Here is a 26,897-nt window from a genome sequence, read left to right on the forward strand (position 1 = left end):
GAGCACCCATGGCCCTCAAGATCACCGTGATCGGCACCGGTTATCTCGGCGCGACCCACGCGGCGGCCATGGCCGAGCTCGGGTTCGAGGTGCTGGGTCTCGACGTCGTGCCGGAGAAGATCGACGTGCTCCGGCGCGGCGAGACCCCCATGTACGAGCCGGGGCTGGACGAGCTGCTGCGCCGGCACGTCGCCGGGATCGAGGGGTCCAGCGGGCGGCTGCGGTTCACCACGGACTGGGCCGAGCTCGGGGAGTTCGGCGACGTGCACTTCGTGTGCGTGAACACTCCGCAGCGGCACGGCGAGTACGCCTGCGACATGTCGTACGTCGACTCCGCGATCGCCTCGCTCGCGCCGCACCTGAAGGGTCCGGCGCTGGTCGTCGGCAAGTCGACGGTGCCCGTCGGCTCGGCCGACCGGCTGGCCGCCTACCTGGCCGAGCACGCGCCGGCCGGCGAGGACGCCGAGCTGGCCTGGAACCCGGAGTTCCTGCGCGAGGGCTTCGCCGTGCAGGACACGCTGCACCCGGACCGGATCGTGGTGGGCGTCCGCAGCGAGCGGGCGGAGAAGCTGCTGCGGGAGGTGTACGCCACGCCGATCACGGAGGGCTCCCCGTTCGTGGTGACCGACTTCCCGACCGCGGAGCTGGTGAAGACCTCCGCGAACTCCTTCCTGGCCACCAAGATCTCGTTCATCAACGCGATGGCCGAGGTGTGCGAGGCCGCGGGCGGCGACGTCGCCAAGCTGGCGGAGGCCATCGGGTACGACGACCGGATCGGCAGGAAGTTCCTGCGGGCCGGGATCGGCTTCGGCGGCGGGTGCCTGCCGAAGGACATCCGGGCGTTCATGGCGCGCGCGGGCGAGCTGGGCGCGGACCAGGCGCTGACGTTCCTGCGGGAGATCGACTCGATCAACATGCGCCAGCGCGGCCGCATGGTGGAGCTGACCCGGCAGGCGCTGGGCGGCGGGCCGTTCCTGGGCAAGCGGGTGGCGGTGCTCGGCGCGACCTTCAAGCCGGACTCGGACGACGTCCGGGACTCGCCGGCGCTGAACGTGGCCGGCCAGATCCACCTCCAGGGCGGCCAGGTCACGGTGTACGACCCGAAGGGCATGGACAACGCCCGCAGCATCTTCCCGACGCTGGGGTACGCCGACTCGGCGCTCGAGGCGGTGCGGGGCGCGGACGTCGTGCTGCACCTGACGGAGTGGCGGGAGTTCCGCGAGCTGGACGCGGAGGCGCTGGGCGAGGCGGTGGCCGAGCGGCTGATCCTCGACGGGCGCAACGCGCTCGACCCGGAGGTGTGGCGGCGGGCCGGGTGGCGCTACCGCGCGATGGGGCGCCCCACCGCCTGACGCGGCGCCCGGCACGGCCGGGGCACGACGGGTGACGCCGGTTCGGCCGAGGCTCAGTCGGCCGAACCGGCGTCCTGCTGCATTCTGCACCATGCGGCACGGGCCCGGGGCGGCTCCCGCCGGACTCCCCCGCCTCTCCGCGCGGCCCTTCCGTGGGGCCTCTCCCCGGGGCCCTCTTCCGTGGGGGCTCTCCGTGCCCCCTCACGCGCCCTTCGCCCGGTAGCGGCGCATCTTGGCGCGGGCCCCGCACACCTGCATCGAGCACCAGCGGCCGCGTCCGGCGGGGCTGCGGTCGTAGTACGCCCAGTGGCAGTCGGCGGCCTCACAGGCCTTCAGGCGGCTCCAGGTGCCCGCGGTGACCGCTTCCGCCACGGCCGCGGCGACCCGGGAGAGCAGGGGCCCGTCGTCGACGGGTGCGAGGGCGGCGGAGCCGTCCGCCGGGTCGACGGTGACCACCAGCGGGGCCCCCGCGAGCAGCTCGCCGAGCGGGGTGACCTCGCGGTGCGGCGGATGGCCGGCGTGGGCGAGCAGGGCCGCGCGCAGCGCCTCGCGCAGGGTGCGGGCGGGCGCGACGCCGTCCTCCGTGAGCCCGAAGGGGGCGCGGCCCTCCGGGGTGTCCAGCGCGTCGCGGCCCGACTCGATGTCCAGCGTGTTGACCAGGGCCTGCACCAGGGCCAGTCCCCCGGGCGGGGCCGATCTCTCGCTCATGCCTGGACGGTACCTCGCGTTTCCCCTTGCGGCGTTACCCCCGATGCGGCAGCATGCGGTAACGGTTACCGGTTGCCCGTCTTTGAAGGTAACAACGAAGACGGTGACGACGAACGAGGAGGAAGTCATGCCTGTCGCCAAGGTGGGTGCCGTCGTCCTGGACTGTCCCGACCCGCGTGCGCTGGCCGGTTTCTACGCCGCGCTGGTGGGCGGCACGGTGGTGGAGGAGGAGGACTGGGTGGACCTGAAGGTGCCCGGCGGTCCGGTGCTGGCCTTCCAGGCGGCCCCGGGGTACGTGCCGCCGCGGTGGCCGGCCCCCGACCACTCGCAGCAGTTCCACCTGGACCTGACCGTCGAGGACCTGGACGCGGCGGAGAAGGAGGTGCTGGCGCTCGGCGCGAAGCCGCTGGACACGGAGGACCGGTCGCGGACCTTCCGGGTTTACGCGGATCCGGCCGGGCACCCGTTCTGCCTGTGCGCCGGCTGATCCGCCCCGCACACCGACCGACACCGTACGGAGGATCCATGGCCCCCGTGGCACGTCTGCGTTCCGTCGTCCTCGACTGCCCCGAGCCCTATGAGCTGGCCCGTTTCTACGCGGCGGTCGGGGGCGGCGTCCCCGAGGAGGAGGACGCGGACTGGGTGGTGCTCCAGATCCCCGCGGGACCGCGGCTGGCCTTCCAGCGGGCCGAGGGGTACGCCCCGCCGGCCTGGCCCCGGGCCGACCACGACTCCCAGCAGTTCCACCTCGACTTCGACGCCGGGAGCACCTGGGAGGAGGTCGACGAGGCCGAGCAGAAGGTGCTGGCGCTGGGGGCGCGGGTGCTGGACCGGGAGGACTACGAGACGAAGGACTTCCGGGTGTACGCCGACCCGGCGGGGCATCCGTTCTGCCTGTGCCGGATCGAGCAGCCCTGACCGTCCGGGGCCCGCTCAGCCGTCCAGGTGCGCGATCGTCGCCGTCGACGGCGGGCGGCGCTGCTGCGCCGCGCGGGCGGAGAACTCCGCGCCGCGCAGCACCCGCTGGACGTTTCCCCAGGTCAGCAGCGCCACCTCGGACTCGTCCCAGCCGCGTCGCAGCAGCTCGGCGATCAGCCTCGGGTAGCAGGAGGTGTCGTCGAGCTCCTGCGGATGCGCGCCGCCGGTGTCGTACGTGCCGGACAGGCCGACGCACTCCGGTCCGGCGAGGGTGCGGACGTGGTCGAGGTGGTCGGCGACGTCCCGGACGGTCGGGCCGGTCTGCTCGGCGCTCAGCGGCACCAGGCACAGCCCCCCGGCCTCCCCCACCTCGGCGAGCAGCTCGTCGGGGAGGTTGGCCGGGTGGGGGCGCAGGGCGCGGGCGGCGGAGCGGCTGAACAGCACGGGCGCCCTGGACACGGTGAGGACGCGGCGGACCGTCCGGTCGGAGGCGTAGGAGAGGTCGGCGATCACGCCGATCCGGTTCATCTCGCGCACGACCTCCTCGCCGAACCGGGTGAGCCCGTCGGTGTCCGCCCAGGACGTACCGGTCAGGGTGAGCGCGCACAGGCCGAGGGTGTGCAGCGAGCGCAGGATGCCCAGCGAGTCGCCGAGGGCGGCGGCCCCCGCGGGGCCGAGCAGCACGGCGACCCGGCCGCAGTTGCGGGCGTCGGCGACCTGCCCGGCGGTGCGGGCCGGGCGCAGGCCCTCGTCGTGGGCGGCGACCACCCCCTTCGCCAGGTCGAGCTGCTCCAGGGTGGCGCCGACGGCCCGGTCGCCGTGGACGCCCTCGGGCAGGTGCAGCGACCAGAACACGGCGCCGACCCGGCCCTTGTGCAGCCGGGGCACGTCCGCGTCGACGGCGCTCTCCCCCAGGTCGAGGTCGTACCAGGGCAGCCGGCCCAGCGCCCGGGGGAGCCCGCTGCAGCCGTCGGCGACGGGATGGGCGGCGAGGACGGCGTGGGCGCGGGTCAGGGGATCGTCGTCCGGGTCGGAGACGGGCCGGCCGGTCTCCGGCGGGACGACGGCCGCCTCGGCCGGACACGGCTCGGCCCCGGGGGGAGCGCCGTCGACGCGGCCGACCTCGGTGGCGGGACACAGGTCGTCCTGGAGATCGGCCATGTCGGGCTCCCTACGTCGTGACCTCGGCGCGTGGGCGCGGTACGGTCACCGTCGCACGGCGCCCCGGAGGACTTCCTGGTGGACGCGCCGTTCGGGGTACGGCGCCGGATCAACGCGCGCGGGCCGCCTCGATCACCTCGTCCAGGGTGTCCCGGGAACGGACCAGGTCGGCGATCATCCGGTCGATGCGGTCACGCTCGGCACCGAGTTCCTCGACCAGCCGGGGGGTGGCGACGGCCGAGGGGCCGCCGTCGGCGTCCCGCATGCAGGGCAGCAACCGCGCGATCTTCGTGCTGCACAGGCCGGCCGCGAACAGTTCCTGGATCCGGATCACCCGGTCGACCGCCGCCCCGGTGTACTCGCGGTGCCCGCCGGGCGTCCGCTCGGACACCAGCAGCCCCTGCTTCTCGTAGTAGCGCAGCGACCGCTCGCTCACGCCGGTGCGCCGGGCCAGTTCACCGATCCGCATCCGTCCGCCCCTCCCCCGGGCTTGATTCTGACATCAGTGTCAGGTTTTAGCGTACGGGCATGACGCACACGACGGAACTCTTCGAACCCGCCCGCCTGGGCCCGGTCGACCTCCCCAACCGCCTCCTGATGGCGCCGCTGACCCGGAACCGCGCCGAGGCCGACGGCACCCCGACCCCGCTCATGGCCACCTACTACGCCCAGCGCGCCTCGGCCGGGCTGATCATCGCCGAGGCGTCCACACCGAACGCGGTCGGGCAGACGTACCCGAACATCACCGCCGTCCACGGCCCGCGGCACGTGGCGGGCTGGCGACGGGTCACCGACGCGGTGCGGGAGGCCGGCGGGCGGATGTTCCTCCAGCTCCAGCACGGCGGACGGGTCGGGCATCCGGCCACCAGCGGGCTGACGCCGGTGGCGCCCTCGCCCGTGCCGCTCCCCGGAACGATCTTCACGCCGGACGGGCACCGGCCGGCCGTCGTGCCGCGGGAGATGACGGCCGCGGACATCCGCGCCACCGTCGCCGACTTCGCGCGGGCGGCCCGCAACGCGCTCGACGCCGGGTTCGAGGGCGTGGAGGTGCACTCCGCCAACGGGCACCTGCTGCACCAGTTCCTGGCCCGCAACACCAACCGCCGCACCGACGGCTACGGCGGCCCGGTGGAACGGCGGCTCCGGTTCACCACCGAGGTGACCGGGGCCGTGGCCGCCGAGATCGGGGCCGAGCGGGTGGGACTGCGGGTCTCCCCCGGCAACACCGTCAACGGCATCGCGGAGGGCGAGACCGAGGAGATCTACCCGGCGCTCGCCGAACGGCTCGGCGGGCTCGGGCTGGCCTACCTGCACCTGGTGTCCGCCGACCCGGACGCGCCGGTGTTCGGGGGGATCCGCGCCGCGTGGCCGGGGACGCTCGTCGCCAACCCGGTGCTGGAGGAGATGTCCTCCGACGCCGTGCACCGCGCTTCCGGGCGGCTGCTGGCCGCCGGGGCCGACCTGATCGCCCTCGGCCGGCCCTTCCTCGCCAATCCCGACCTGGTGCGGCGGCTGCGCCTGGGCGCGCCGCTGAACCAGGTGCGGGACCGCTACCTGATGTACGTGGGCGGGGCGGACGGCTACACCGACTACCCCGCCCTCGACGGTCAGCCGTCCAGTTCCTCGATCGTCGCGTTCGACGGGCCCCGCGTGGCCTGAAGCTCCCGTGCCACGTCCTCGGCCGCGCCCAGCACCCGTACCGCGTTCTGCCAGGTCAGCTTGGCCAGGTCGGACCTCGACCAGCCGCGGCCCTGCAGCTCCGCGATCAGGTTCGGGTAGCCGGAGACGTCGTTCAGGCCGTCCGGGGTGAAGGCGGTGCCGTCGTAGTCGCCGCCGATGCCGAGGTGGTCGACGCCGGCGACCTCGCGCATGTGGTCCAGGTGGTCGGCCACCGTGGACACGGTGGCGACCGGGCGCGGGTGGGCCTCCTCGAAGGCGCGGTGCACCTTCATCGCCTCGGCGGTGGTGTCGAGGTGGTGGAAGCCGTGGGCGCGCAGGTTCTCGTCGGCCGCGGCCGTCCAGTCGACCGCCGCCCGGAGCACGAACTTCGGCACGAACGTCACCATCGCGACGCCGCCGTTGGCGGGCAGCCGCTCCAGCACGTCGTCCGGGACGTTGCGGGGGTGGTCGCAGACCGCGCGGGCGGAGGAGTGGGAGAAGATCACCGGCGCGGAGCTGGTGTCCAGCGCGTCCCGCATGGTCGTGGCGGCGACGTGGGAGAGGTCGACCAGCATGCCGAGCCGGTTCATCTCCCGCACCACCTCGCGGCCGAAGGCCGACAGGCCGCCCACGCCGGGCTCGTCGGTCGCCGAGTCCGCCCACGCCACGTTGGAGTTGTGGGTGAGGGTCAGGTAGCGCACGCCCAGGTCGTACAGCCCGCGCAGGGTGCCGAGGGAGTTCGCGATGGAGTGGCCGCCCTCCGCACCCATGAGGGAGGCGATGCGGCCCTGCCCGCGCGCGGCCTCCATGTCGGCGGCGGTCAGCGCGGGCGCCAGGTCCTCCGGGTGGCGGTCCAGCAGCTGCCGCACGCAGTCGATCTGCTCCAGCGTGGCGGACACCGGGTCGGGCAGGTCCGCGCGGACGTACACCGACCAGAACTGCGCGCCGACCCCGCCCGCGCGCAGCCGGGGGAGGTCGGTGTGCAGGTGGGCGGACTGGTCGCCGCCGATGTCGCGGGCGGCGAGGTCGTAGCGGACCTGTTCGCGCAGGGCCCAGGGCAGGTCGTTGTGCCCGTCGACGACGGGGAACTCGGCCAGCAGCGCGCGGGCGTCGTCGAGGGGCGTCACGGGGCTCACCCCGCTCACTTCCCGAAGCCGAAGCCGTTGCCGGCGCCCTCGACCTTGGCGCGCAGGCGCTTGCCCTTCTCGGTGGCCTGGTCGTTCAGGTCCTGCTGGAACTCCCGCATCCGGCCGAGGAGCTCCTCGTCGTGGGCCGCGAGGACGCGGACCGCGAGCAGGCCCGCGTTGCGCGCGCCGGCCACCGAGACGGTGGCGACCGGGACGCCGGCCGGCATCTGCACGATGGACAGCAGGCTGTCCATGCCGTCGAGGTGCTTCAGCGGCACGGGGACGCCGATGACGGGCAGCGGGGTGACCGAGGCGAGCATGCCGGGCAGGTGGGCGGCACCGCCCGCGCCCGCGATGATCACCTTCAGGCCCCGGTCCGCGGCCTGCTCGCCGTACGCGATCATCTCGCGGGGCATGCGGTGCGCGGAGACGACGTCGACCTCGTAGCCGACCTCGAACTCGTCGAGGGCCTTGGCCGCCGCCTCCATGACGGGCCAGTCGGAGTCCGACCCCATGACAATGCCTACGACCGGGCTCATTCGGTGATCGTGCCTCTCAGGTAGCCGGCTGCGTGACGGGCGCGCTCCAGCACGTCGTCCAGGTCGTCGCCGTAGGTGTTGACGTGTCCGACCTTGCGGCCGGGCTTCACGTCCTTGCCGTACATGTGGATCTTCAGCTGGGGGTCGCGGGCCATGCAGTGCAGGTACGCCGAGTACATGTCCGGGTAGTCGCCGCCGAGGACGTTGACCATGACCGTCCACTTCGCGCGCGGGCGGGGGTCGCCGAGCGGGAGGTCGAGGACGGCGCGGACGTGGTTGGCGAACTGCGAGGTGATCGCGCCGTCCATGGACCAGTGGCCCGAGTTGTGCGGGCGCATCGCCAGCTCGTTGACGAGGATGCGGCCGTCGCGGGTCTGGAACAGCTCCACGGCGAGGTGGCCGACGACGCCGAGCTCCTTGGCGATGTTCAGCGCCATCTCCTCGGCCCTCAGGGCGAGGTCCTCGTCGAGGTCGGGCGCGGGGGCGATGACCGTGTCGCAGACGCCGTTCACCTGGCGGGACTCCACGACCGGGTAGGCGACGGCCTGGCCGTGCGGGGAGCGGACCACGTTGGCGGCCAGCTCGCGCACGAAGTCGACCTTCTCCTCGGCGAGGACGGCGACGCCCGCCTTGAACGGCTCGGCGGCCTCCTCCACGGAGCCGACGACCCACACGCCCTTGCCGTCGTAGCCGCCGCGGACGGTCTTGAGGACGACGGGGAAGCCGTCGCCCTCGGCGGCGAACGCCGCCACGTCCTCGGGGTCGGAGACGACGCGGTGCCGCGGACAGGGCACGCCGATCGCGTCGAGCTTCGCGCGCATCACCCCCTTGTCCTGGGCGTGCACCAGCGCGTCGGGGCCCGGGCGGACGGGGATGCCGTCCGCCTCCAGGGCCCTGAGGTGCTCGGTGGGCACGTGCTCGTGGTCGAAGGTGATCACGTCGCAGCCGCGCGCGAACGCGCGCAGCGTCTCCAGGTCGCGGTAGTCGCCGACGACGACGTCGCCGACGACCTGCGCCGCGGAATCCTGCGGAGTGTCACTGAGGAGCTTGAACCTGATGCCGAGCGGGATGCCCGCCTCGTGTGTCATACGAGCGAGCTGGCCACCGCCGACCATGCCGACTACCGGGAACGTCACGCCCCCAGGGTATCGGCCGAGCCGCAGTGGCCGATGTCCCGGCCCCTCCCCCGGACGGCCCGCGGCCACGGCCCTCGTCCGCAGGAAGATCACACGGGTGGGTGGTTAGCATGACTGAATCGACGCAACCGACGGACGGGAGCCCCCAGACGATGGAACGCGGTTCCTCGAGGCTCCGACGACTCTGCCGGGAAGTGGCCAAGTTCGGCGCGGTGGGCGGGGCCGGAGTCCTGGTCAACCTGGGCGTGTTCAACCTGGTCCGGCAGGTCACCGACCTCCAGGTGGTACGGGCGAGCGTCATCGCGACCGTCGTCGCGATCATCTTCAACTACGTCGGCTTCCGCTACTTCACCTACCGGGACCGCGACAAGTCCGGCCGGACCCGGGAGATGTCCCTGTTCCTGCTGTTCAGCGCGGTCGGCCTGGTGATCGAGAACGGCGTGCTGTACGCGGCGACGTACGGCTTCGGCTGGGACAGCCCGCTGCAGAGCAACGTCTTCAAGTTCCTCGGCATCGGCGTCGCGACCCTGTTCCGCTTCTGGTCCTACCGCACCTGGGTGTTCCGCGCCCTGCCGGTCCGGGAGCCGGCGGCGGGGGAGGTCGCGCGGGGCGGGCGGCCCGAGCCCCGCCCCAGGCAGCGCGTGCCGTAGGGCCTCCGGCCCGGGCCGGGGCCGGCTACCGGACCGCCGGTCCGGGCTACCGGATCGTCTCCCGGCCTCCGTCGTCCCCGGTTTTCCGCGGGGGCGTGCGGGAGAGGAACAGGCCGAAGACCGCCGGCTTCGCCTGCAGCATCTCCAGGCGGCCGCCGTCCGCCTCCGCCAGGTCGCGGGCGACCGCGAGGCCGATGCCGGTGGAGTTGTGCCCGCTGATCGCCCGTTCGAAGATCCGCGAGCCCAGGTCGGCGGGGACCCCGGGCCCCTCGTCGGTGACCTCGACGACGACCTGGTTGCCGGTGACCCTGGTGCGCAGGGCGACCGTGCCGCCGCCGTGCATGAGGGAGTTCTCGATCAGCGCCGCCAGCACCTGGGCGACCGCGCCCGGCGTCCCCACCGCCTGCAGGTGCCGCTTGCCCGAGCTGACGATCGCGCGGCCGGCGCTGCGGTAGGCCGGGCGCCACTCGGCGAGCTGCTGCTGGATGACGTCGTCGAGGTCGAAGGTGACCGCGGAGCCGGTGCGCGGGTCGCGGGAGTTCGTCAGCAGCCGCTCCACCACGTCCGTCAGCCGCTCCACCTGCGTCAGCGCGATGGTCGCCTCCTCCTTGACCGTGTCCGGGTCGTCGGTGAGGGTGATCTCCTCCAGGCGCATGGACAGGGCGGTCAGCGGGGTGCGCAGCTGGTGGGAGGCGTCGGCGGCCAGGCGCCGCTCGGCGGTCAGCATGCGGGCGATGCGCTCGGCGGAGGCGTCCAGCACGTCCGCGACCCGGTCCAGCTCGGGGACGCCGTAGCGCCGGTGCCGGGGGCGCGGATCGCCGGAGCCGAGGCGTTCGGCGGTCTCGGCGAGGTCGGTCAGCGGGGAGGCGAGCCGGTTGGCCTGGCGGAGCGCCAGCAGCACCGCCGCGATCACCGCCAGCAGCGCCACCAGCCCGATGATCAGCAGCGTACGGCCGACCTCCCGGGTCACCGAGGAGCGCGGCTCCTGGACGGTGACCGTCTCGCCCTCCTCGCCCGGTGCCCTGGCGCTGATGACGTCGCCGTCCGGCTTGCTGCCGACCTCTATGGGCGGCTGGCCGGGGATGCGGATGACGGCGTACCGGTCCTCGGCGAGCTGGCCCCTCAGGAACTCGGCGGTGACCTTCTCCTCGACGATCAGCCGGCTGTCGACGATGCTGGCCAGCCGTACCGCCTCGGACTCCACCCGCTCCCTGGCGCTGTCGCTGATCGTGCGGGTCTCGACGATCACCAGGGACACGCCGAAGACGGCGATGACGACGAGCACCACGGCGAGCGTGGACTGGATCAGGCGACGGCGCATGTTCCCTTACCCATGGGCGGATCCCCGGCGGGGTTCAGCTCTTCTCGAAGCGGAAACCCACGCCGCGCACGGTCGCGATGTACCGGGGGTTGGCGGCGTCGTCTCCGAGCTTCTTGCGCAGCCAGGAGATGTGCATGTCGAGGGTCTTGGTGGAGGACCACCAGGTGGTGTCCCAGACCTCGCGCATCAGCTGGTCGCGGGTGACGACCCGGCCCGCGTCCCGCACCAGGACCCGCAGCAGGTCGAACTCCTTGGCGGTGAGCTGCAGCTCCTCGTCGCCCATCCACGCCCGGTGCGACTCGACGTCGATGCGCACCCCGTGGGTGGCCGGCGGCTGCTGCGGCTCGGCGGCACCGCGCCGCAGCAGGGCCCGTACGCGGGCGAGCAGCTCGGCGAGGCGGAACGGCTTGGTGACGTAGTCGTCGGCGCCCGCGTCGAGGCCGACGACCGTGTCCACCTCGTCGGCGCGCGCGGTCAGGATCAGCAGGGGAACCGTGTGCCCCTCGGAACGGAGCCGGCGGGCGACCTCCAGGCCGTCCATGCCGGGCAGCCCGAGGTCCAGCACCACCAGGTCGACGCCCCCCTGCATTCCGGCGGCGAGCGCGCCGGGGCCGTCCTCACGCACCTCGACTTCGTAACCCTCCCGGCGCAGGGCGCGGGCCAGCGGCTCCGAGATGGACGCGTCGTCCTCGGCGAGCAGTACACGGGTCATGCCAGTGATGGTAGTCCCGCCGCGCCGGGCGCCGGGGTGTGATCGCGCGCCTTGATCCTCACCTCCGGCATACCCGTTCCTCACCTTCGGGGCCCCTGGTACGGACCTATGTCTGTGAGGTGCCATCCTGGAGAGGACCTTCGAATGGGTGATCGCGGTTCCTTCGAAACCTGTGATTCGCGTCTCAAGTCCTTCCATATCCGGCAGTGTCCTGTCGTATGGTGAACCAACGCCTGTTGCACCGCGAGGACCTTCGGCGGCAGTTGACGCTGAGGGTCTCTTTTGCGTGCGGGCTGGTTCGACCAGCCCTGTAAGGAATGACCTGTGGCCGGGCCTCAGCGCGCGTCGTGGCGTGCGGAGGCGTGGATCCCGGTGGTCGCCGTCCACCGCTCCGTGATCCGGGGCGGACTCCCTGGGGCGTGGGGCGGGCGGTACGGCCCGCCGGTGCCGGCCGCCCCCCCACCGGGCGCGCACACGCTCGCGCGACGCGTCCCGAGCAGCAAGGAACCACCATGGCGTCCAGCCTGACGAAGGACTCGGCCTCCCCGGGCACCCCCGGGTCCGAGAAGACCTTCTTCGGCCACCCCCGCGGACTGGCCACTCTCTTCATGACCGAGATGTGGGAGCGTTTCTCCTACTACGGCATGAGGGCCCTGCTCCCGCTGTACCTCGTCGCGCCGGGCGGCCTCCACCTGAGCGCGGGCACCGCGACCGCGATCTACTCCGTGTACCTCTCGCTGGTGTACCTGCTCACGATGCCCGGCGGCTGGTTCGGCGACCGGGTCCTGGGCCCCCGCAAGACCGTCGCCGTCGCGGGCGGCATCATCATGCTCGGCCACCTCACGCTGGCGCTGCCGTCGTCCGGCACGTTCTACGCCGGTCTCGGCCTGGTCGCCATCGGTTCCGGCCTGCTGAAGGCCAACATCTCCACGATGGTCGGCCAGCTCTACGACGGCCCGGACGACCCTCGCCGGGACGGCGGCTTCACCGTCTTCTACATGGGCATCAACCTCGGCGCCTTCGCCGCGCCGCTGGTCATCGGAACCATCGGTGAGAACGTCAACTGGCACCTGGGCTTCGCGCTGGCCGCGCTCGGCATGGCCCTGGGTGTGGTCCAGTTCCTGCTCGGCAGCCGCCACCTCGCCCCGCACTCCAGCGTCGTGCCGAAGCCGCTGTCGGCCGCCGAGAAGAGCTCGACGCTGCGGAAGTCCGCGTTCTGGGCCGCCGTCGCGGTCGTCTTCTACGCGATCGTCGGCTTCTCCGGCCACTACACGCTGAACTGGATCCTGGTCCCGCTGACGCTGCTCGGCGTGATCATCCCGGTGATGGTGCTGACCCGCATCAAGCGGGACAAGGAGCTGGACAGCGCCGAGCAGTCGAAGATGTCCGCGTACATCTGGTTCTTCGTGGCCGCCGCCGTCTTCTGGATGATCTACGACCAGGGCGGTTCGACCCTGTCGATCTTCGCCGACTCCTCGGCCGAGAACAGCGTCCTCGGCTGGGAGTTCCCGGTCTCCTGGTACCAGTCGGTCAACCCGGTCCTCATCATGGCGCTGGCCCCGGTCTTCGCCACGGTGTGGCTGGCGCTCGCCCGGCGCGGCAAGGAGCCGAGCACCATCGTGAAGTTCTCGTTCGGCCTGGTCCTGGTCGGCGCGTCCTTCTTCCTCTTCCTGGCCCCGCTGTCGATCGCCGAGGGCGGTCACAAGGCCGCGGCGCTGTGGCTGGTGGCGATCTACTTCGTCCAGACCTGCGGCGAGCTGCTGCTCTCCCCGGTCGGCCTGTCGGTCACCACGAAGATGGCGCCGGTGAAGTACGCCTCGCAGATGATGGGCGTCTGGTTCCTGGCCGTCACCGCCGGTGACGCGACCACGGGTCTGCTGTCCATCGCCGGCGTCGACCTGAACAGGACGGGCGTCGTCGCCGCGGAGGCCACGCTCGCCGTGGTCGCCGGTGTCGCGGTGTGGATGTACCGCAAGAAGGTCAAGAGCCTCATGGGCGACGTCCGCTGAGCCCTGCCGGCCCGGCGGTACCGCATGACGGAGGGCCCGCATCCGGTCGGATGCGGGCCCTCCGTGCGTGTCCTGACGTCACGTCGGCCCCGGCCGTCGAGGCGCGACCGGGGCCGTGCGGAGGGGGAAGGAGGCGGCGCACGCCGGATCCGTGACGCCCCGGCGTGCGCCGGGCGAGGGCGGGCGTGCAGGAAGGGCTAGGCGGGGGCTCCGAGGTCCGCCCACACCGTCTTGCCCGCGACGCCGGGGGTCCGCACGACCCCCCAGTCGAGGCAGAGCCGCTGCACGATGAACATGCCGTGACCGCCGGGCCGGCCCGCCCGGTGCGGGGTGCGCGGAGCCGGCTGGCCGGTGCCCCGGTCGGTGACCTCGATCCGGATCACCTTGTTGTCGCAGGTGATGGCCAGGTGGTCCGGTCCCTCGGCGTGCAGGCAGGCATTGGTGACCAGCTCGGAGACGACGAGCAGGACGTCCTCCGCGGCGGCCCGCTGGTCGGCGGTGGCCGCGGGCAGCCAGCCCCACGCGTACAACGCCTGGCGGGTGAAGTCGCGGGCGAGCGGGACGACGCCGCTCTGGTCGTCGAAGCTCAGCCGGCGGACCTGACCGCCCCCCGCCGACGGCCCGGACGGCGCGGCCGCGCCCCCGTCGGGCGCGCTCGCCGTCGGCGCGCCGCCCCCGGGCGCCCCGGAAGCGCCGCTGGGCTCCGGACCGCGGTCGCCCGGCGGGTAGGGCCGGGTGGTGCTCATCAGCGCTTCACCTCACCGATTCACCAGTTCACGATTCAAAAAAATTCGGTACTCAGTCAGTCACGCGTGCACGGCGCGTTCGGTTCTCGGCACCCTGGCGACCACCGCAGCCGACCCGTCCAGGATGTCTCCTGCCCGAGCGGACCGGCGGGACACCCCCGTGTTCGAACGAAAAGGCCCGGCGGAAGGGACCGGTCGGCCGTGGGGCCGACCGGGGCCCGCCCCGTCGTGCCCGCCCGCGGGTCACGCGGAATCGTCGGCCAGGGCCTCCTCGAGCGTGTCGTGGACGGCGAACACCGCGTCCGCCCCCGTGATCTCGAACACGCGCGCGACCACGGGCTGCATCCCCGCGAGATGCACGCCACCCCCGGCGGCCTCGGCCTTCAGCCGGGCACCGAGCAGCACGTTCAGCCCCGTGGAGTCACAGAACTCCAACCGGGAGCAGTCGATGACAAGCCTCTTGAATCCCTTGGCGAGGCAGCCCTCCAGTGGCTCACGCAACAGGTCGGCGGTGTGGTGGTCCAACTCACCCGCCGGAGTCACGACGGCACTGGGGCCCTCTTCTCGCACCTCGACCAGAAGCCGGCCCGACTGTGCGCTGCCGACCGTCCCGCGGTCCATGCCGTCTCTCTCTCCCGACGTCGTGGCTGCTTGATGACGCCCTCGAACATTACGCCTTCCGGCCACACTCCGACACTCTAACAATCACGCACAAACGGACATACGCGAACAGAGCGCACTTGCGGTGGGCTTGGGGAAGCGGGTAGGCCTAGTAGGAACACGTACCCGACACGGCCGGCTTTGGAGGCGCCGCACACCGCAGTGCACGTATCGGCTTCGGCAGCCATATGCCGAGAACGATGGAGGACATCATGTCACCCCGGCTCGACGCATCGCGTACCCCGAAAGCGACGTCGACACTCCCCCCGGAACATCTGGATCCCATCGAGCGGGACGACATGGGTGTCGTCCCGGACGACCTACTCGCCGGACTTCCGGACATCCCCCCCTACGACGAGGTGGGCCCGGTCGACGCACGGGCTCTGTCCAAGACCCTCTTCGAGCGCCTGGAGTCGCTGGAGGAAGGGACCCACGAGTACTCGTACGTACGCAACACGCTCGTCGAACTCAACCTCGCCCTGGTCAAGTTCGCCGCCTCCCGCTTCCGCTCGCGCAGCGAGCCGATGGAGGACATCATCCAGGTCGGCACCATCGGCCTGATCAAGGCGATCGACCGCTTCGAGCTGTCGCGCGGCGTGGAGTTCCCCACGTTCGCGATGCCGACCATCATCGGCGAGATCAAGCGCTTCTTCCGCGACACCTCGTGGTCCGTGCGCGTTCCGCGCCGGCTGCAGGAGCTCCGGCTCGACCTGGCCAAGGCCGGTGACGAACTGGCCCAGCAGCTCGACCGGGCCCCGACGGTGGCCGAACTGGCCGAGCGTCTGGGCATCACCGACGACGAGGTCGTCGAGGGCATGGCGGCGTCGAACGCCTACACCGCCTCCTCGCTGGACGCCCAGCCGGAGGAGGACGACGCCGAGGGCGCGCTGGCCGACCGGATCGGCTACGAGGACCACGGGATCGAAGGCATCGAGTACATCGAGTCGTTGAAGCCGATGATCGCCGAACTGCCGCCGCGGGACCGGAAGATCCTGTCCCTGCGCTTCGTCGCGGGCATGACGCAGTCGGAGATCGGCGAGGAACTGGGCATCTCCCAGATGCACGTCTCGCGCCTGCTGTCACGGACGCTGGTGAAGCTGCGCAAGGGACTGACCGTCGAGGAGTGACAAGGCCGCGTCCCGCGCCCTGTCGGCGCCGGACGTCCTCCCGGGCACCGGGCGCCCGCCGGGCGCGGGACGCGCCGCGTTACCGGCGGTCACTCCTTTCCCCCCGGGCGTTCTTCCTCCACCATGGGCGCCCGAACCGGTCGGCAGGTCAGGAGACCGGACCGGGCAGGCCCACGGGTTCCTGGAGGCGGTAGATGGCTCGGGGGGACGGGAGCGCGGGCGGCGACGTGACCGGCGGCGGGCGCCCGGGAGCGCACGCCGAGGTGTCCGACGCCCGGCTGACCGAGTCGCTGCGCGGTGACGCCCCGACCGCGTACGCGGCCCTCCAGGAGCTGCGCGCCCGGCACGGCCCCCCGGTCCTCGCCTACGCCCGCCGGTGCGCCGCGGGTGATCCCACGGCGCGCCAACTGGCCGCCCAGGCCTTCACGCTGGCGGCGCGTCAGGCCGCCCACGGCACCGATCCCGGGGGCCCGCTGCGGCACCACCTGCTGTTGCTGACCGCCCGGGTGGCCGCGTCCTGGGCCGCGGACGGACGGGCCGGCGGGCTCGACCCCGGGCTGCACCTCGTCCTCAGCTCGTCCGGCCCCGAGGGCCCGGTCCCGACGATGCTCGCGGCCTTCCGGACACTGCCGCACCGGACGCAGGGCCTCCTCTGGTACGGGACCGTGGAGCAGGAGCCCGCGGACCGCACGGCGGCCTTCCTGGGTCTCACCCCCGGGGACGTGGTCCACGGCACGGACCCGGCGCTGCAGACGCTGGGCCGGGCCTGTCTGAGGTCCCGGCTGGCCGCCTCGGACGATCCCCGGTGCGCCGACTTCCGCCGGCTCATCGAGGAGTCCGTGCGGCCCGACAGCCCCCGGGACAGCGCCGACCTGCACGCGCACATGGCGCGGTGCGCCCACTGCACCGCGGCCCACGAGGAGTTGTGCGCCCTGCGGGACGACCCGCGCACCACGCTCGCCGAGGGGCTGCTGCCGTGGGCGGGCTCGGCGTACGCCGCCGCCGGTCCGGTCGTGGCCGGGCCGGACGCGGCCGGGCCGGACGCCCGCTCCGGAGCCGTCCCCGGCCCCTGGCCGCGGTCGCGGCGCCTGGCGCTGGCCTCGACGGCACTCGGCGTGGCCCTCGTACCGCTGCTGCTCTTCCTGCTGTCGCCGACGGACGTGCCGTCCGAGCGGGCCGCGGAGTCGACCGCCACCCCGCCCGTCCCGCCGCCGGTGACGGTGACGGCCACGCCGCCGCCGTCCCCCTCGGCCTCCCCGACGCGCGCCTCCCCCTCGCCCTCACCGTCGCGGACGAGGGAGCCCGGCCCGTCGCCCACCGCGCGCCCCACGCCCTCCCCCACGCCCTCCCCCACGCGCACCACGCCCGCGCACCCACCGCCGGGCGGCACGTACGCACGGGTGGTGAACCTCGGTTCGGGGCTGTGCCTGGACATCGACGGCGCCCTCGAGAACCGCACGGACGTCGTCACCGCCCGCTGCACCTCCTCCTCGACCCAGCTGTGGCGGGTCGACGCCGAGCGCGGCGTGCTGCAGTCGTCCGCCGACCCCGACTACTGCCTGGACAGCCGGGGCGCGGTGGACCGGGGCGTCGGCATCTGGGAGTGCGACTCGGTGGACGGGCGCAACGGCCGGAACCTCCGCTTCGCCGTCGACACGCGCGGGGTGATCCGCCCGGCCGTCGCGCCCGACCACGCGGTGACGCCGGCCGGGGGCGGCTCGGTGTCCCTGGTCAGGGAGACGGGGCGGACGGACCAGCGGTGGCGGGCGGGGACGGCCTGAACGCCCCCGCCCGGACGGGGACGGAAGACGCGGCCCGGCCCGGACGGGGGGAGGCGCGACCTGGACGCCCGTCTCAGACCACGCGGACGCCGCGCCGCCAGACCCCCGCGGCCAGGGGGACGCCGGGGCGGTAGGCCAGGTGGACGTGGCTCGGGGCGTCGAGGAGGAGGAGGTCGGCGCGGGCGCCCGGACCGAGGCGGCCGATGTCGGTGCGGCGCAGGGCCGCCGCACCGCCCGCCGTGGCCGACCACACGGCCTCGTCCGGTGTCATCCCCATGTCCCGCACGGCCAGCGCGACGCAGAACGGCATCGAGGACGTGAAGGACGAACCCGGGTTGCAGTCCGTGGACAGCGCGACGGTGACGCCCGCGTCGAGCAGCCGGCGGGCGTCCGGCCACTCGGCGCGGGTGGAGAACTCGGCGCCGGGCAGCAGCGTCGCCACCGTGTCGCCGTTCGCGAGGGCGTCCACGTCGGCGTCGGTGAGGTGGGTGCAGTGGTCGGCGCTGGCCGCGTCCAGCTCGACGGCGAGCTGCACTCCGGGGCCGTGGGAGAGCTGGTTGGCGTGGACGCGCGGGTGCAGCCCCTTCGCCCTGCCCGCGGTGAGGACCGCGCGGGCCTGGTCGCCGTCGAAGGCGCCCTTCTCGCAGAAGACGTCGATCCAGCGGGCGTGCGGGGCGCAGGCGTCCAGCATCTCGCCGGTGACGAGGTCCACGTAGGCGGCCGGGTCCCCGGCGTACTCCGGGGCGACGATGTGGGCGCCGAGGTAGGTGACCTCGTCGGTGTGGCGGGCGGCGATGCGCAGGGCGCGGGCCTCGTCCTCGACCGTCAGGCCGTAGCCGGACTTGGTCTCGAAGGTGGTGGTGCCCTGGCGGAGCGCCTCGGCGAGGAGCCGGGTGAGGTTCGCCTCCAGGTCCCCGTCGCCGGCGGCCCGGGTGGCGGCGACGGTCGTGCGGATGCCGCCGGCGCCGTAGGGGCGGCCGGACATCCGGGCGTTGAACTCCTCGGTGCGGTCGCCGGCGAAGACCAGGTGGGAGTGGGAGTCGACGAAGCCCGGGAGGACCGTCCGGCCCTCGGCGTCGACCCGGTTGTCAGTGGCGGGTGCTCTGCTCGACGCACCGGTCCACACGACCCGGTCGCCGTCGATGACGACGGCCGCGTCCCGGACCAGGCCGAGGGGGGAGTCGTCGCCGAGGGAGGGGTCGTTGGTGACCAGCGTGGCGATGTTGGTGATGACGGTGCTCATCGTGTCCTCGTGGGGGGCGTCAGGCGCGCAGGGCTTCGACTGCCTGCGCGAGGGCTCGGGGCGCGTCGGGGACGAGCGTGTGCGCCCCGTCGCGCACGACGTGCCGGCCCGCCACGATCGTGTGCCGTACGTCCGCTGCCGTCGCGGCGAACACGGCCGTCTCGGCGCCGAGCCGTGGCGGTGGCCCCGCCGTCCTGACCGAGTCGAGCGCGAGGGTGGTGAGGTCGGCGCGCGCCCCGGCCTCGATGGTGCCGGTGTCGTCCCAGCCGAGGGCGGCGTGACCGTCGGCGGTGGCGGCGCGCAGGAGCGCCGCGGCCGTCCAGTGGCCGCGGGTGCGGGTGCGCAGGCGCTCGTTCAGCTCCATCGCGCGGGCCTCCTCGAGCAGGTCGATCACGGCGTGGCTGTCGGAGCCGAGGGAGAGCGGGGAGCCGGCGCGCTGCAGTGCGGCGGCGGGTCCGATGCCGTCGGCGAGGTCGCGTTCGGTGGTGGGGCACATGCAGGTGCCGGTGCCGCTGCCGCCGAGCAGCGCGACGTCCTCGTCCGTGAGGTGCGTGTTGTGGACGCCGGTGGTGCGCGGCCCGAGCACGCCGTGGTCGGCGAGCAGGCGGGTCGGTGTGCACCCGTGGGCCTCGCGGCAGGCGTCGTTCTCGGCGGCCTGCTCGGACAGGTGCACGTGCAGCGGGGCCCGCCGCTCCTCCGCCCAGCGCGCCACGGTCGCCAGCTCGTCGGCGGGCACGGCCCGTACGGAGTGGACGGCCGCCCCGATCCGCGCGTGGTCCCGGTCCTCGAGAACCGCACAGCGTTCCGCCCAGGCCTGGGCCGTCCCGTCGGAGAAGCGCAGTTGGTGGGCGGTGGGCGGCTGTCCGAAGCCGGAGGACAGGTAGCAGGTGTCCAGCAGGGTGATGCGGATCCCGGCCTCGGCGGCGGCCTCGACCAGCGCCTCGCCCATGGCGTTGGGGTCGGCGTAGGGGACGCCGCCGGGGGCGTGGTGGACGTAGTGGAACTCGCCCACGCAGGTGATGCCGGCGAGCGCCATCTCGGCGTACACCGCGCGGGCCAGCCGGTGGTAGGTCTCGGGGGTCAGCCGGTCGGCGACGGAGTACATGACCTCGCGCCAGGTCCAGAAGGTGCCCGGCCCGGCCTGGACGGCGCCGCGCAGGGCGCGGTGGAAGGCGTGGCTGTGGGCGTTGGCCAGCCCGGGCAGGGTCAGGCCGCGCAGGATCTCGGCGCCGGGGGGCGGGGTGGGCACGCCGGTGCGGACGGCGGTGATGCGGCCGTCCGCCCCCGCGCCGGAGCCGCTGGTGGACACCGTCACGGCGACGCCCTGCTCGACGGGGATCCCCCCTTCTCGGGGGAGGGTGCCGAGCCAGGCGTGCTCCAGCCAGTAGGTGCGCTGCGGGGCGGTCACGTGCAGGCCAGTCCTTCCAGTACGTCGGCGAGGGCGGCGACCCCGGCCACGCAGTCCTCCTCGGTCGCGGACTCGGCCGGGGAGTGCGAGACGCCGGTGGGGTTGCGCACGAACAGCATGGCGGTCGGGATGCGTCCGGACAGGATTCCGGCGTCGTGTCCGGCGCCGGTGCCGAGGACGGGGACCCGCAGGGCGGGGTCGGTGTCCTTGCCGAGGATGCGGGCCAGTTCGTCGCGCAGGGCGTGGTCGAACTCGACGACGGGGGTGAAGGACTCGCGCTCGACGTCCAGGGCGACGCCGTGGGCCTCGGCTCGGGCGCGGGCGGCCTTCTCCACGCCGTTCACCACGGCGTCCAGGGCCTCCTGCCCGGCGGCGCGGGCGTCGAGCCAGCCGCGCACCAGGGAGGGGACGGCGTTGACGCCGTTCGGCTCGACGGCGATCTTGCCGAAGGTGGCGACGGCACCGGCGAGTTCGGCCTCGTGGCGGGCGTCGAGGACGGTCCCGGCGTAGCTCAGCATCGGGTCCCGGCGGTCGGCGAGACGGGTGGTGCCGGCGTGGTTGGCCTCGCCGCGGAAGTCGAACCGCCAGCGTCCGTGCGGCCAGATGGCGCCGGCGATGCCGACCGGGTCACCGGACAGGTCCAGGGCGCGGCCCTGTTCGACGTGGAGCTCGACGAAGGCGCCGATGCGGCTGAGCCGCTCCGGGTCGGGGCCGATGGCGTCGGGGTCGTAGCCGGCGACCTCCATGGCCTGCGGGAGGGTGACCCCGTCGCCGTCGGTCAGGCGGTGGGCCTGCTCGACCGTGAGCACCCCGGCGGTGAGCCGGGAGCCGACGCAGGCGAGGCCGAACCGGGCGCCCTCCTCGTCGCCGAAGTTGACGATGCCGACGGGCCGGGTGAACCGGGCTCCCCTCCCGCGCAGTTCGTCCAGGGCGGCGAAGGCGGACACCACGCCGAGGGGGCCGTCGAAGGCGCCGCCGTCGGGCACGGAGTCCAGGTGGGAGCCGGTGACGACGGCGTCCCCGGCGGCCGGGTCGCCGAGCCAGGCCCACTGGTTGCCGTTGCGGTCGGTCTCGTGGACGAGGCCGCGGGAGCGGGCCTGCTGCTCGAACCAGGCCCGGCAGTCGGCGTCGGCCCCGGTCCAGGCGAAGCGCCGGTAGCCGCCGGAGGCGGAGCTGCGGCCGACCGGCAGCAGCTCCGCCCACATGCTGTGGAAGCTCACGCGTCGTCACCCTCGCGCATCGGCACCCGGACCCCGCGCTGCCCGGCGACCGACTCGGCGATGTCGTACCCGGCGTCCACGTGCCGGATGACGCCCATGCCGGGGTCGTTGGTGAGCACCCGGCGGATCTTCTCCCCGGCGAGCGCGGTGCCGTCGGCGACCGTGACCTGCCCGGCGTGGATCGACCGGCCCATGCCGACCCCGCCGCCGTGGTGGATGGACACCCACGAGGCACCGGAGGCCACGTTGACCATGGCGTTGAGCAGCGGCCAGTCGGCGATGGCGTCGGAGCCGTCGAGCATGGCCTCGGTCTCGCGGTACGGGGAGGCGACGGAGCCGCAGTCGAGGTGGTCGCGGCCGATGACGATCGGCGCGGCCAGTTCGCCGCTCGCGACCATGTCGTTGAACCGCTCGCCGGCCTTGTCCCGCTCGCCGTAGCCGAGCCAGCAGATGCGCGCGGGCAGGCCCTGGAAGTGGACCCGCTCCCCGGCCATGCGGATCCAGCGGGCCAGGGACTCGTTCTCCGGGAAGAGGTCGAGGATCGCCTCGTCGGTCTTCGCGATGTCGGCCGGGTCACCGGACAGGGCGGCCCAGCGGAAGGGGCCCTTGCCCTCGCAGAACAGGGGGCGGATGTAGGCGGGGACGAAGCCGGGGAAGGCGAAGGCGCGCTCGTAGCCGGCGAGCTTGGCCTCGCCGCGGATGGAGTTGCCGTAGTCGAAGACCTCGGCGCCGGCGTCGAGGAAGCCGACCATGGCCTCGACGTGCCGGGCCATGGACTCGCGGGCGCGGGTGGTGAAGCCGGCCGGGTCCTTGGCGGCGGCGTCGGCCATGTCCTCGAAGGCGACGCCGACCGGCAGGTAGGACAGCGGGTCGTGGGCCGAGGTCTGGTCGGTGACGATGTCGATCGGGGCGCCCGCGGCGAGCAGCTGCGGCACCAGCTCGGCGGCGTTGCCGAGGACACCGACGGACAGCGGCTCGCGCCGGTCGCGGGCCTCGACGGCGAGCCGGAGGGCGTGGTCGAGGGAGTCGGCCCTGACGTCGAGGTAGCGGTGCTCGATGCGGCGGTCGATGGCGCGCGGGTCGCAGTCGACGCAGATCGCGACGCCGTCGTTCATGGTGACGGCCAGCGGCTGGGCGCCGCCCATGCCGCCGAGGCCGGCGGTCAGGGTGATGGTCCCGGCGAGGGTGCCGCCGAACTTCTTCGCGGCGACGGCGGCGAAGGTCTCGTAGGTCCCCTGGAGGATGCCCTGGGTGCCGATGTAGATCCAGGAGCCGGCCGTCATCTGCCCGTACATGGTCAGGCCGAGGGCCTCCAGGCGGCGGAACTCCTCCCAGGTGGCCCAGTCGCCGACGAGGTTGGAGTTGGCGATGAGGACGCGCGGCGCCCACTCGTGGGTCTGCATGACGCCGACCGGGCGGCCGGACTGGACGAGCATCGTCTCGTCCTGCTTGAGGTTCTGCAGCGTGCGGACCATGGCGTCGAAGGAGCGCCAGTCGCGGGCGGCCCTGCCGGTGCCGCCGTAGACGACGAGCTGGTCGGGGTGCTCGGCGACCTCCGGGTCGAGGTTGTTCTGCAGCATCCGCAGGGCGGCCTCCTGCTGCCATCCCAGGGCGCTCGGCTGCGTGCCGCGCGGCGCTCGGACAGGTCGCGGTCCTGACATGGTCTGCCTCCTGGTGGCGTGCTCCCGGCTGGTCCGCGGGCCGGACGGTCCGGCCCCCGCGGTTACTGCGGATATTCACATCTTCATGTCCTGAATAGAACTAGTCAACAGGTCGGTGTGTCGGCGCGGAGGGGCGGGTGCTTGGCTGGGCCCATGCACGCGGACACGGAGAACACCGACGGGACGGGGGAAGCGGTGGCATACGACGCGTACGACGACCGGGCGGGCGGCGTGAGCGGACCGGACGCCGACCGGGCGGCCAGGCGGGACGAGGCGGTGCGGGCCGCCGTGGAGCAGGGGCTGCTCGGCCCCGACGTCCCCCTCGTCGGACTCCTGGACGTCACCGGCATCCGGGAGTCGGCGGCGGAGCTGCGGGCGGCCTTCGAGGCGGTGGCGGCGCCCGGGACGGCCGTGCTGCACGCCTTCGCCGTGAAGGCGTCCCCCCTGGTGCCGGTCCTGCGGCTGCTGCACGAGGAGGGCGTCGGCGCGGAGGTCGCGAGCCCCGGCGAGCTGGCGCTCGCGCGGGCGGCCGGGGTGCCGCCGGAGCGGACGGTGCTGGACTCCCCCGCCAAGACGCCGGACGAGCTGCGCGAGGCGCTGGCCCTGGGCATCGCCGTCAACGCGGACAACCCGCAGGAGCTGGACCGCCTCGACGCCCTGGTGAAGGAGGTCCCCGGTGCGGCCTCCCCGCTCGGCATCCGCGTGAACCCGCAGGTCGGCGGTGGCTCCATCGAGGCGCTGTCCACGGCGACGGCGACCTCGAAGTTCGGGGTGGCGCTGCGCGACGAGGGGGCCCGGGAGTGGGTCGTGCGGGCGTACCTGGACCGGCCGTGGCTGACCCGGCTGCACACCCACACCGGCTCCCAGGGCATCGCGCTGTCGCTGATGGCGCGGGGGGTCGCGGAGGCGTACGAGCTGGCGGAGGAGATCAACCGCCGGGCCGGGCGGCGGCAGGTCGACACCATCGACATCGGCGGCGGGCTGCCGGTGAACTTCGCCTCCGACGCGACGAGCCCGACGTACGCGCAGTACGCGCGTCTGCTGAGCGACACGGTGCCGGGGCTGTTCGACGGGCGGTACGGGCTGGTCACCGAGTTCGGGCGGTCCCTGCTGGCCAAGCACGGCACGCTGCTCACGCGCGTGGAGTACGCCAAGAGCGCGGGCGGGCGTCCGGTCGCGGTGACGCACGCGGGCGTGCAGGTGGCGACGCGGACGGTGTACGCGCCGGGGGCGTGGCCGCTCAGGATCGCCGCCTACGACGCCAAGGGGCGGCCCAAGGAGGGACCGGCGGTCGTGCAGGACGTGGCGGGACCGGCCTGCTTCGCGGGCGACCTGCTCGCGCAGGGGCAGGCGCTGCCGCTGCTGGAGCAGGGCGACCACGCGGCGGCGCTGGACACGGGCGCGTACTACTTCGCCCACCACTACGCCTACAACTCGCTCCCCCGCCCGGGCGTGTACGGCTTCGTCCCGGACGGGGCGGGCGGGGTCTCCTTCGCGGTCGTCCGCCGCGCCCAGACGGTCGAGGAGATCGTGGCGGAGTCGGGCGGCGGCCACCCCGACGCCCTGCTGGAGGGCCTGGCACCCTGAGCGCGGCGCGGGGCCCGCCGCACGTGGGACGAGCCTCCGCGCCCTGCCCTCAGACCAGTGCCGGCGTCCTGCGGCGGGAGCCGCCCGGGGCCGCGTCGCCCGCCGCAATGCCTGTGGTGCGGTAGGCCCTGACCGTCTTGCCGGCCGGGTGGCCCGCGGTCCTGCCGAGCCAGTCGACGCGGACCCACAGCAGGTGCTCGCCGACCCGCTCGAGGCGGCCGATCCAGGCGGCCTTCAGCCACAGGCCCACGCCGCACCCGGCGAGCAGCAGGCCACCCGCGGCCGGTGCCGCGAAGGCGCTGCCCAGTGCCGCGAGGAAGGCGAGCAGCAGCCACCAGCGGTGACCGCGGCGCCAGTTGCGGGCGGTCACCGCGCGGTCCTGGAGCACGTCGTGCCTGCCCGCCCGGACCGCCGCGCGGGCCAGGGCCCGGTAGCGGCCCCGTCGCAGGCAGGCGACGGCGGCCGCCGCCACGATGAAGAGGGCCGCACCGGCCAGGACACCGATCCGGCGCCCGGTCAGTCCCGGCACCAGCAGCCCGGTGCCCGTCGCCGACACTCCCAGCCACCACAGCGGCGCGGCCCCGGCCCGTACGACGACGGCCACCCGAGCCAGCCCCTGACCTCCGCGCGTCACGTTCAGCCTCCCGTCTCACATTCGGTGCACGGTTCGGAAGCGGTACCGGAAGAAGTACCAGGAGGCGCACGCTAGCGACAGAAGGTGAGACGAGTCTGAGAACACCGGCGGTGCGTCACTCCACGAACAGCCCGCGGGCCGCCGCCTTCGCGTCGAACTCCTCGAGCCGCGCCTGGGCTTCGGGCAGGCCGTCGCACATCGCCTCCAGCAGCATCCGCCCCAGCAGCATCGGCGCGCACGCCGTGTCGAAGGCGAGCCCGGTGCCGACGGCGGCGGGCAGCATCAGGTCGGACACCTTGGCGACCGGCGCGAAGGCGGAGTCGGCGACGGTGACGACGGTCAGCCCGGTCTCCTTGGCGTGGGCGAGGGCGTCGACGACCTCGCGGGGGTGCCGGGGCAGGGCGAAGCACAGCAGTGCGCTCGCCCCGGCGCGGACGGCGGCGTCGATGCGGTCGTGGAGCATCGTGCCGCCCTCGTTGAGCAGCCGCACGTCGGGATGGACCTTGGCGGCGAAGTAGGCGAAGCCGTGCGCCTGGGCCGCCGCCGCGCGCAGGCCGAGCACGGGGAGCGGCCGGCTGCCCGCGAGGACGCGTCCCGCCCGCTGCACGGGCGCGGGGTCGGCCAGCGCCTCCGCGAGGTGCCGCAGGTTCTCGATCTCGGCCTCGACGGCCTGCTGGTACTCGTTGTGGGAACCGGTCTCCGGCACGGGTTCGGCGGGCGCGACCTCGCGCAGGTGCCGGCGCAGGGCGGGGTAGCCGTCGAAGCCGAGGGCGACGGCGAACCGGGTCACCGAGGGCTGGCTGACCCCGGCCAGCTCGGCCAGCTCCACGCTGGACAGGAACGGCACGTCGGCGGCCCGCCGCACCATGCTGTGCGCGATGCGCCGCTGGGTCGGCGTCAGCCGGTGCCCCTCGAAGAGCGCCTGCAGGCGCGCGGCAGGGCTGTCGGTGACGCTCATGACGCGGCTCCCCCTCGACCTATTCACACACCATTACTCCTGCATGCCGTTATACAGGCGAACCGGGGACGGCACGACCTCGACCAGGTGGGCCCGGGGGCCGGGGGCGCGACCTGCTCCAGGTCGATCAGGTCGACGACGTAGAAGTCGGCGGTGTCGCCGGCGTCGCGCTGGAGGCGGGACTCCGTGCCCGCCGGGTAGGTCTCGGTGAGCAGCGCGTGCGACTCGTCGAACAGCCGGCGCGCGTCACCGCCCGGGGTGTTGGTCAGCCCTTCGGGGCCGTCGGTGTCGCCGTACAGCCAGCTGTGCCGGGAGGACAGGGTCAGCTTCCGCACGAACTCGCCGTCGGCGTACAGGCTGAGGGTCGCCTCCCGGCCGCCGCCGCCCGCCGCGTCCGGGATCGAGTTGCGCACGACGAGGGAGTTGGCGGCGTTCGTCGAGGTGAACTCGACGTGGTCACCGGTGTCCTCGAGGCGGACCGACTTAGAGGTCCTAACAAAGGCGTTGGACGTGGCGGTGGGTGATGAGACAGGTGGCGAGGCCAAGGAAAGCTTCGTGGATGTCGTCGCGCCGTTCCCAG

Annotated in this window: 25 protein-coding genes and 1 pseudogene; 9 read left to right on the forward strand and 17 right to left on the reverse strand. The window is 73.6% G+C overall.

From position 1 onward, the window contains the following. Positions 1 to 8 precede the first annotated feature (8 nt). On the forward strand, positions 9 to 1,352 hold the full coding sequence (locus tag FHS37_RS36115) for a UDP-glucose dehydrogenase family protein (protein WP_184829139.1): 1,344 nt from the start codon (positions 9 to 11) through the stop codon (positions 1,350 to 1,352). Between the two features lie 201 nt (positions 1,353 to 1,553). Here the strand turns inward: FHS37_RS36115 and FHS37_RS36120 are convergent, their stop codons facing one another. Next, the gene (locus FHS37_RS36120) at positions 1,554 to 2,060 is read right to left on the reverse strand and encodes a CGNR zinc finger domain-containing protein (protein WP_184829141.1); all 507 of its coding nucleotides are present in this window, start codon (positions 2,058 to 2,060) and stop codon (positions 1,554 to 1,556) included. 127 nt (positions 2,061 to 2,187) lie between these two features. On the opposite strand from FHS37_RS36120, the gene FHS37_RS36125 reads away from it, so the two are divergent. Next, on the forward strand, positions 2,188 to 2,547 hold the full coding sequence (locus FHS37_RS36125; protein ID WP_184829143.1) for a VOC family protein: 360 nt from the start codon (positions 2,188 to 2,190) through the stop codon (positions 2,545 to 2,547). Between the two features lie 38 nt (positions 2,548 to 2,585). Next, entirely contained in the window at positions 2,586 to 2,978 is a 393-nt protein-coding gene (locus FHS37_RS36130; protein ID WP_184829145.1) for a VOC family protein, read from the forward strand. A 15-nt stretch (positions 2,979 to 2,993) separates the two neighbouring features. On the opposite strand, the gene FHS37_RS36135 is transcribed toward FHS37_RS36130, so the two are convergent. Next, a complete protein-coding gene (locus FHS37_RS36135) occupies positions 2,994 to 4,139 on the reverse strand; it encodes a dipeptidase (protein ID WP_184829147.1) in 1,146 nt (381 codons plus the stop codon). 109 nt (positions 4,140 to 4,248) lie between these two features. Next, positions 4,249 to 4,608, reverse strand: coding sequence for a MerR family transcriptional regulator (locus tag FHS37_RS36140; protein WP_184829150.1), 360 nt, complete (start codon positions 4,606 to 4,608; stop codon positions 4,249 to 4,251). A gap of 59 nt (positions 4,609 to 4,667) precedes the next feature. Between FHS37_RS36140 and FHS37_RS36145 the strand changes: the two genes are divergently transcribed. After that, entirely contained in the window at positions 4,668 to 5,798 is a 1,131-nt protein-coding gene (locus FHS37_RS36145; RefSeq protein ID WP_184829151.1) for an alkene reductase, read from the forward strand. Here the strand turns inward: FHS37_RS36145 and FHS37_RS36150 are convergent. Genes FHS37_RS36150 through FHS37_RS36160 form a run of 3 tightly spaced genes read right to left on the reverse strand, consistent with a single transcriptional unit; the run spans position 5,747 to position 8,600 of the window. Next, positions 5,747 to 6,934 (reverse strand): dipeptidase, encoded by a 1,188-nt coding sequence (locus tag FHS37_RS36150; RefSeq protein WP_375372339.1) that lies wholly within the window; start codon positions 6,932 to 6,934, stop codon positions 5,747 to 5,749. The genes FHS37_RS36145 and FHS37_RS36150 overlap by 52 nt on opposite strands. A 5-nt stretch (positions 6,935 to 6,939) precedes the next feature. Next, entirely contained in the window at positions 6,940 to 7,464 is a 525-nt protein-coding gene (gene purE, locus FHS37_RS36155; RefSeq protein WP_184829155.1) for a 5-(carboxyamino)imidazole ribonucleotide mutase, read from the reverse strand. Further along, positions 7,461 to 8,600 (reverse strand): 5-(carboxyamino)imidazole ribonucleotide synthase, encoded by a 1,140-nt coding sequence (locus FHS37_RS36160; protein ID WP_184829157.1) that lies wholly within the window; start codon positions 8,598 to 8,600, stop codon positions 7,461 to 7,463. Before FHS37_RS36160 ends, purE begins: the two co-directional genes overlap by 4 nt. A 152-nt stretch (positions 8,601 to 8,752) precedes the next feature. Here FHS37_RS36160 and FHS37_RS36165 point away from each other — a divergent pair, with 152 nt between their 5' ends. Beyond that, positions 8,753 to 9,250 (forward strand): GtrA family protein, encoded by a 498-nt coding sequence (locus FHS37_RS36165; protein WP_184829188.1) that lies wholly within the window; start codon positions 8,753 to 8,755, stop codon positions 9,248 to 9,250. Between the two features lie 46 nt (positions 9,251 to 9,296). Here the strand turns inward: FHS37_RS36165 and FHS37_RS36170 are convergent, their stop codons facing one another. Then, positions 9,297 to 10,571: a sensor histidine kinase gene (locus FHS37_RS36170; RefSeq protein ID WP_184829160.1), complete on the reverse strand. Its 1,275-nt coding sequence runs from the start codon at positions 10,569 to 10,571 to the stop codon at positions 9,297 to 9,299. Positions 10,572 to 10,605: 34 nt separating this feature from the next. Then, positions 10,606 to 11,283, reverse strand: coding sequence for a response regulator transcription factor (locus FHS37_RS36175; RefSeq protein WP_184829162.1), 678 nt, complete (start codon positions 11,281 to 11,283; stop codon positions 10,606 to 10,608). Positions 11,284 to 11,795: 512 nt separating this feature from the next. Here FHS37_RS36175 and FHS37_RS36180 point away from each other — a divergent pair. Further along, entirely contained in the window at positions 11,796 to 13,292 is a 1,497-nt protein-coding gene (locus FHS37_RS36180) for an MFS transporter (RefSeq protein WP_184829164.1), read from the forward strand. A 197-nt stretch (positions 13,293 to 13,489) separates the two neighbouring features. Here FHS37_RS36180 and FHS37_RS36185 read toward each other — a convergent pair whose 3' ends face one another. Continuing rightward, complete coding sequence (locus FHS37_RS36185) at positions 13,490 to 14,038, reverse strand: ATP-binding protein (RefSeq protein WP_184829166.1); 549 nt, start codon at positions 14,036 to 14,038, stop codon at positions 13,490 to 13,492. Positions 14,039 to 14,281: 243 nt separating this feature from the next. Next, positions 14,282 to 14,659, reverse strand: coding sequence for an STAS domain-containing protein (locus FHS37_RS36190; RefSeq protein ID WP_184829168.1), 378 nt, complete (start codon positions 14,657 to 14,659; stop codon positions 14,282 to 14,284). A gap of 239 nt (positions 14,660 to 14,898) precedes the next feature. Between FHS37_RS36190 and FHS37_RS36195 the strand changes: the two genes are divergently transcribed. Beyond that, the gene (locus FHS37_RS36195) at positions 14,899 to 15,825 is read left to right on the forward strand and encodes an RNA polymerase sigma factor SigF (protein WP_184829170.1); all 927 of its coding nucleotides are present in this window, start codon (positions 14,899 to 14,901) and stop codon (positions 15,823 to 15,825) included. A 194-nt stretch (positions 15,826 to 16,019) separates the two neighbouring features. Further along, positions 16,020 to 17,606, forward strand: a complete 1,587-nt coding sequence (locus FHS37_RS36200) for an RICIN domain-containing protein (RefSeq protein WP_184829172.1) — start codon at positions 16,020 to 16,022, stop codon at positions 17,604 to 17,606. Between the two features lie 73 nt (positions 17,607 to 17,679). Here FHS37_RS36200 and hutI read toward each other — a convergent pair whose 3' ends face one another. Genes hutI through hutU form a run of 4 tightly spaced genes read right to left on the reverse strand, consistent with a single transcriptional unit; the run spans position 17,680 to position 23,138 of the window. Further along, on the reverse strand, positions 17,680 to 18,849 hold the full coding sequence (gene hutI, locus FHS37_RS36205) for an imidazolonepropionase (protein WP_184829174.1): 1,170 nt from the start codon (positions 18,847 to 18,849) through the stop codon (positions 17,680 to 17,682). A 19-nt stretch (positions 18,850 to 18,868) separates the two neighbouring features. Next, positions 18,869 to 20,257: a formimidoylglutamate deiminase gene (locus FHS37_RS36210; protein ID WP_184829176.1), complete on the reverse strand. Its 1,389-nt coding sequence runs from the start codon at positions 20,255 to 20,257 to the stop codon at positions 18,869 to 18,871. After that, positions 20,254 to 21,477 carry an allantoate amidohydrolase gene (locus FHS37_RS36215; protein ID WP_184829178.1) on the reverse strand — a complete coding sequence of 408 codons (1,224 nt, stop codon included), beginning with the start codon at positions 21,475 to 21,477 and terminating at the stop codon, positions 20,254 to 20,256. The genes FHS37_RS36210 and FHS37_RS36215 overlap by 4 nt, the downstream gene beginning before the upstream one ends. Continuing rightward, positions 21,474 to 23,138 (reverse strand): urocanate hydratase, encoded by a 1,665-nt coding sequence (gene hutU, locus FHS37_RS36220; protein ID WP_184829180.1) that lies wholly within the window; start codon positions 23,136 to 23,138, stop codon positions 21,474 to 21,476. Before hutU ends, FHS37_RS36215 begins: the two co-directional genes overlap by 4 nt. Before the next feature lie 153 nt (positions 23,139 to 23,291). Between hutU and FHS37_RS36225 the strand changes: the two genes are divergently transcribed. After that, complete coding sequence (locus tag FHS37_RS36225) at positions 23,292 to 24,725, forward strand: type III PLP-dependent enzyme domain-containing protein (RefSeq protein ID WP_221500733.1); 1,434 nt, start codon at positions 23,292 to 23,294, stop codon at positions 24,723 to 24,725. A 49-nt stretch (positions 24,726 to 24,774) separates the two neighbouring features. Here the strand turns inward: FHS37_RS36225 and FHS37_RS36230 are convergent, their stop codons facing one another. The 3 genes and pseudogenes from FHS37_RS36230 to FHS37_RS36240 form a co-directional block, all read right to left on the reverse strand. After that, on the reverse strand, positions 24,775 to 25,359 hold the full coding sequence (locus FHS37_RS36230) for a hypothetical protein (RefSeq protein WP_184829182.1): 585 nt from the start codon (positions 25,357 to 25,359) through the stop codon (positions 24,775 to 24,777). Between the two features lie 115 nt (positions 25,360 to 25,474). Further along, positions 25,475 to 26,317 carry a MurR/RpiR family transcriptional regulator gene (locus FHS37_RS36235; RefSeq protein WP_184829184.1) on the reverse strand — a complete coding sequence of 281 codons (843 nt, stop codon included), beginning with the start codon at positions 26,315 to 26,317 and terminating at the stop codon, positions 25,475 to 25,477. An 86-nt stretch (positions 26,318 to 26,403) separates the two neighbouring features. Then, positions 26,404 to 26,802, reverse strand: a pseudogene (locus FHS37_RS36240) (carbohydrate-binding protein); the annotation flags it as partial. Between the last annotated feature and the right edge of the window lie 95 nt (positions 26,803 to 26,897).

Source organism: Streptomyces griseomycini, assembly GCF_014203535.1.
GTDB classification, from domain to species: Bacteria; Actinomycetota; Actinomycetes; order Streptomycetales; family Streptomycetaceae; genus Streptomyces; species Streptomyces griseomycini.

Excerpts from the sequence above, each read along its gene's own strand:
- FHS37_RS36115 (WP_184829139.1), top strand. The coding sequence starts at position 9 with ATGGCCCTCAAGATCACCGTGATCGGCACCGGTTATCTCGGCGCGACC.
- FHS37_RS36120 (WP_184829141.1), bottom strand. The coding sequence starts at position 2,060 with ATGAGCGAGAGATCGGCCCCGCCCGGGGGACTGGCCCTGGTGCAGGCC.
- FHS37_RS36125 (WP_184829143.1), top strand. The coding sequence starts at position 2,188 with ATGCCTGTCGCCAAGGTGGGTGCCGTCGTCCTGGACTGTCCCGACCCG.
- FHS37_RS36130 (WP_184829145.1), top strand. The coding sequence starts at position 2,586 with ATGGCCCCCGTGGCACGTCTGCGTTCCGTCGTCCTCGACTGCCCCGAG.
- FHS37_RS36135 (WP_184829147.1), bottom strand. The coding sequence starts at position 4,139 with ATGGCCGATCTCCAGGACGACCTGTGTCCCGCCACCGAGGTCGGCCGC.
- FHS37_RS36140 (WP_184829150.1), bottom strand. The coding sequence starts at position 4,608 with ATGCGGATCGGTGAACTGGCCCGGCGCACCGGCGTGAGCGAGCGGTCG.
- FHS37_RS36145 (WP_184829151.1), top strand. The coding sequence starts at position 4,668 with ATGACGCACACGACGGAACTCTTCGAACCCGCCCGCCTGGGCCCGGTC.
- purE (WP_184829155.1), bottom strand. The coding sequence starts at position 7,464 with ATGAGCCCGGTCGTAGGCATTGTCATGGGGTCGGACTCCGACTGGCCC.
- FHS37_RS36165 (WP_184829188.1), top strand. The coding sequence starts at position 8,753 with ATGGAACGCGGTTCCTCGAGGCTCCGACGACTCTGCCGGGAAGTGGCC.
- FHS37_RS36170 (WP_184829160.1), bottom strand. The coding sequence starts at position 10,571 with ATGCGCCGTCGCCTGATCCAGTCCACGCTCGCCGTGGTGCTCGTCGTC.
- FHS37_RS36175 (WP_184829162.1), bottom strand. The coding sequence starts at position 11,283 with ATGACCCGTGTACTGCTCGCCGAGGACGACGCGTCCATCTCGGAGCCG.
- FHS37_RS36180 (WP_184829164.1), top strand. The coding sequence starts at position 11,796 with ATGGCGTCCAGCCTGACGAAGGACTCGGCCTCCCCGGGCACCCCCGGG.
- FHS37_RS36185 (WP_184829166.1), bottom strand. The coding sequence starts at position 14,038 with ATGAGCACCACCCGGCCCTACCCGCCGGGCGACCGCGGTCCGGAGCCC.
- FHS37_RS36190 (WP_184829168.1), bottom strand. The coding sequence starts at position 14,659 with ATGGACCGCGGGACGGTCGGCAGCGCACAGTCGGGCCGGCTTCTGGTC.
- FHS37_RS36195 (WP_184829170.1), top strand. The coding sequence starts at position 14,899 with ATGGAGGACATCATGTCACCCCGGCTCGACGCATCGCGTACCCCGAAA.
- FHS37_RS36200 (WP_184829172.1), top strand. The coding sequence starts at position 16,020 with ATGGCTCGGGGGGACGGGAGCGCGGGCGGCGACGTGACCGGCGGCGGG.
- hutI (WP_184829174.1), bottom strand. The coding sequence starts at position 18,849 with ATGAGCACCGTCATCACCAACATCGCCACGCTGGTCACCAACGACCCC.
- hutU (WP_184829180.1), bottom strand. The coding sequence starts at position 23,138 with ATGTCAGGACCGCGACCTGTCCGAGCGCCGCGCGGCACGCAGCCGAGC.
- FHS37_RS36225 (WP_221500733.1), top strand. The coding sequence starts at position 23,292 with ATGCACGCGGACACGGAGAACACCGACGGGACGGGGGAAGCGGTGGCA.
- FHS37_RS36235 (WP_184829184.1), bottom strand. The coding sequence starts at position 26,317 with ATGAGCGTCACCGACAGCCCTGCCGCGCGCCTGCAGGCGCTCTTCGAG.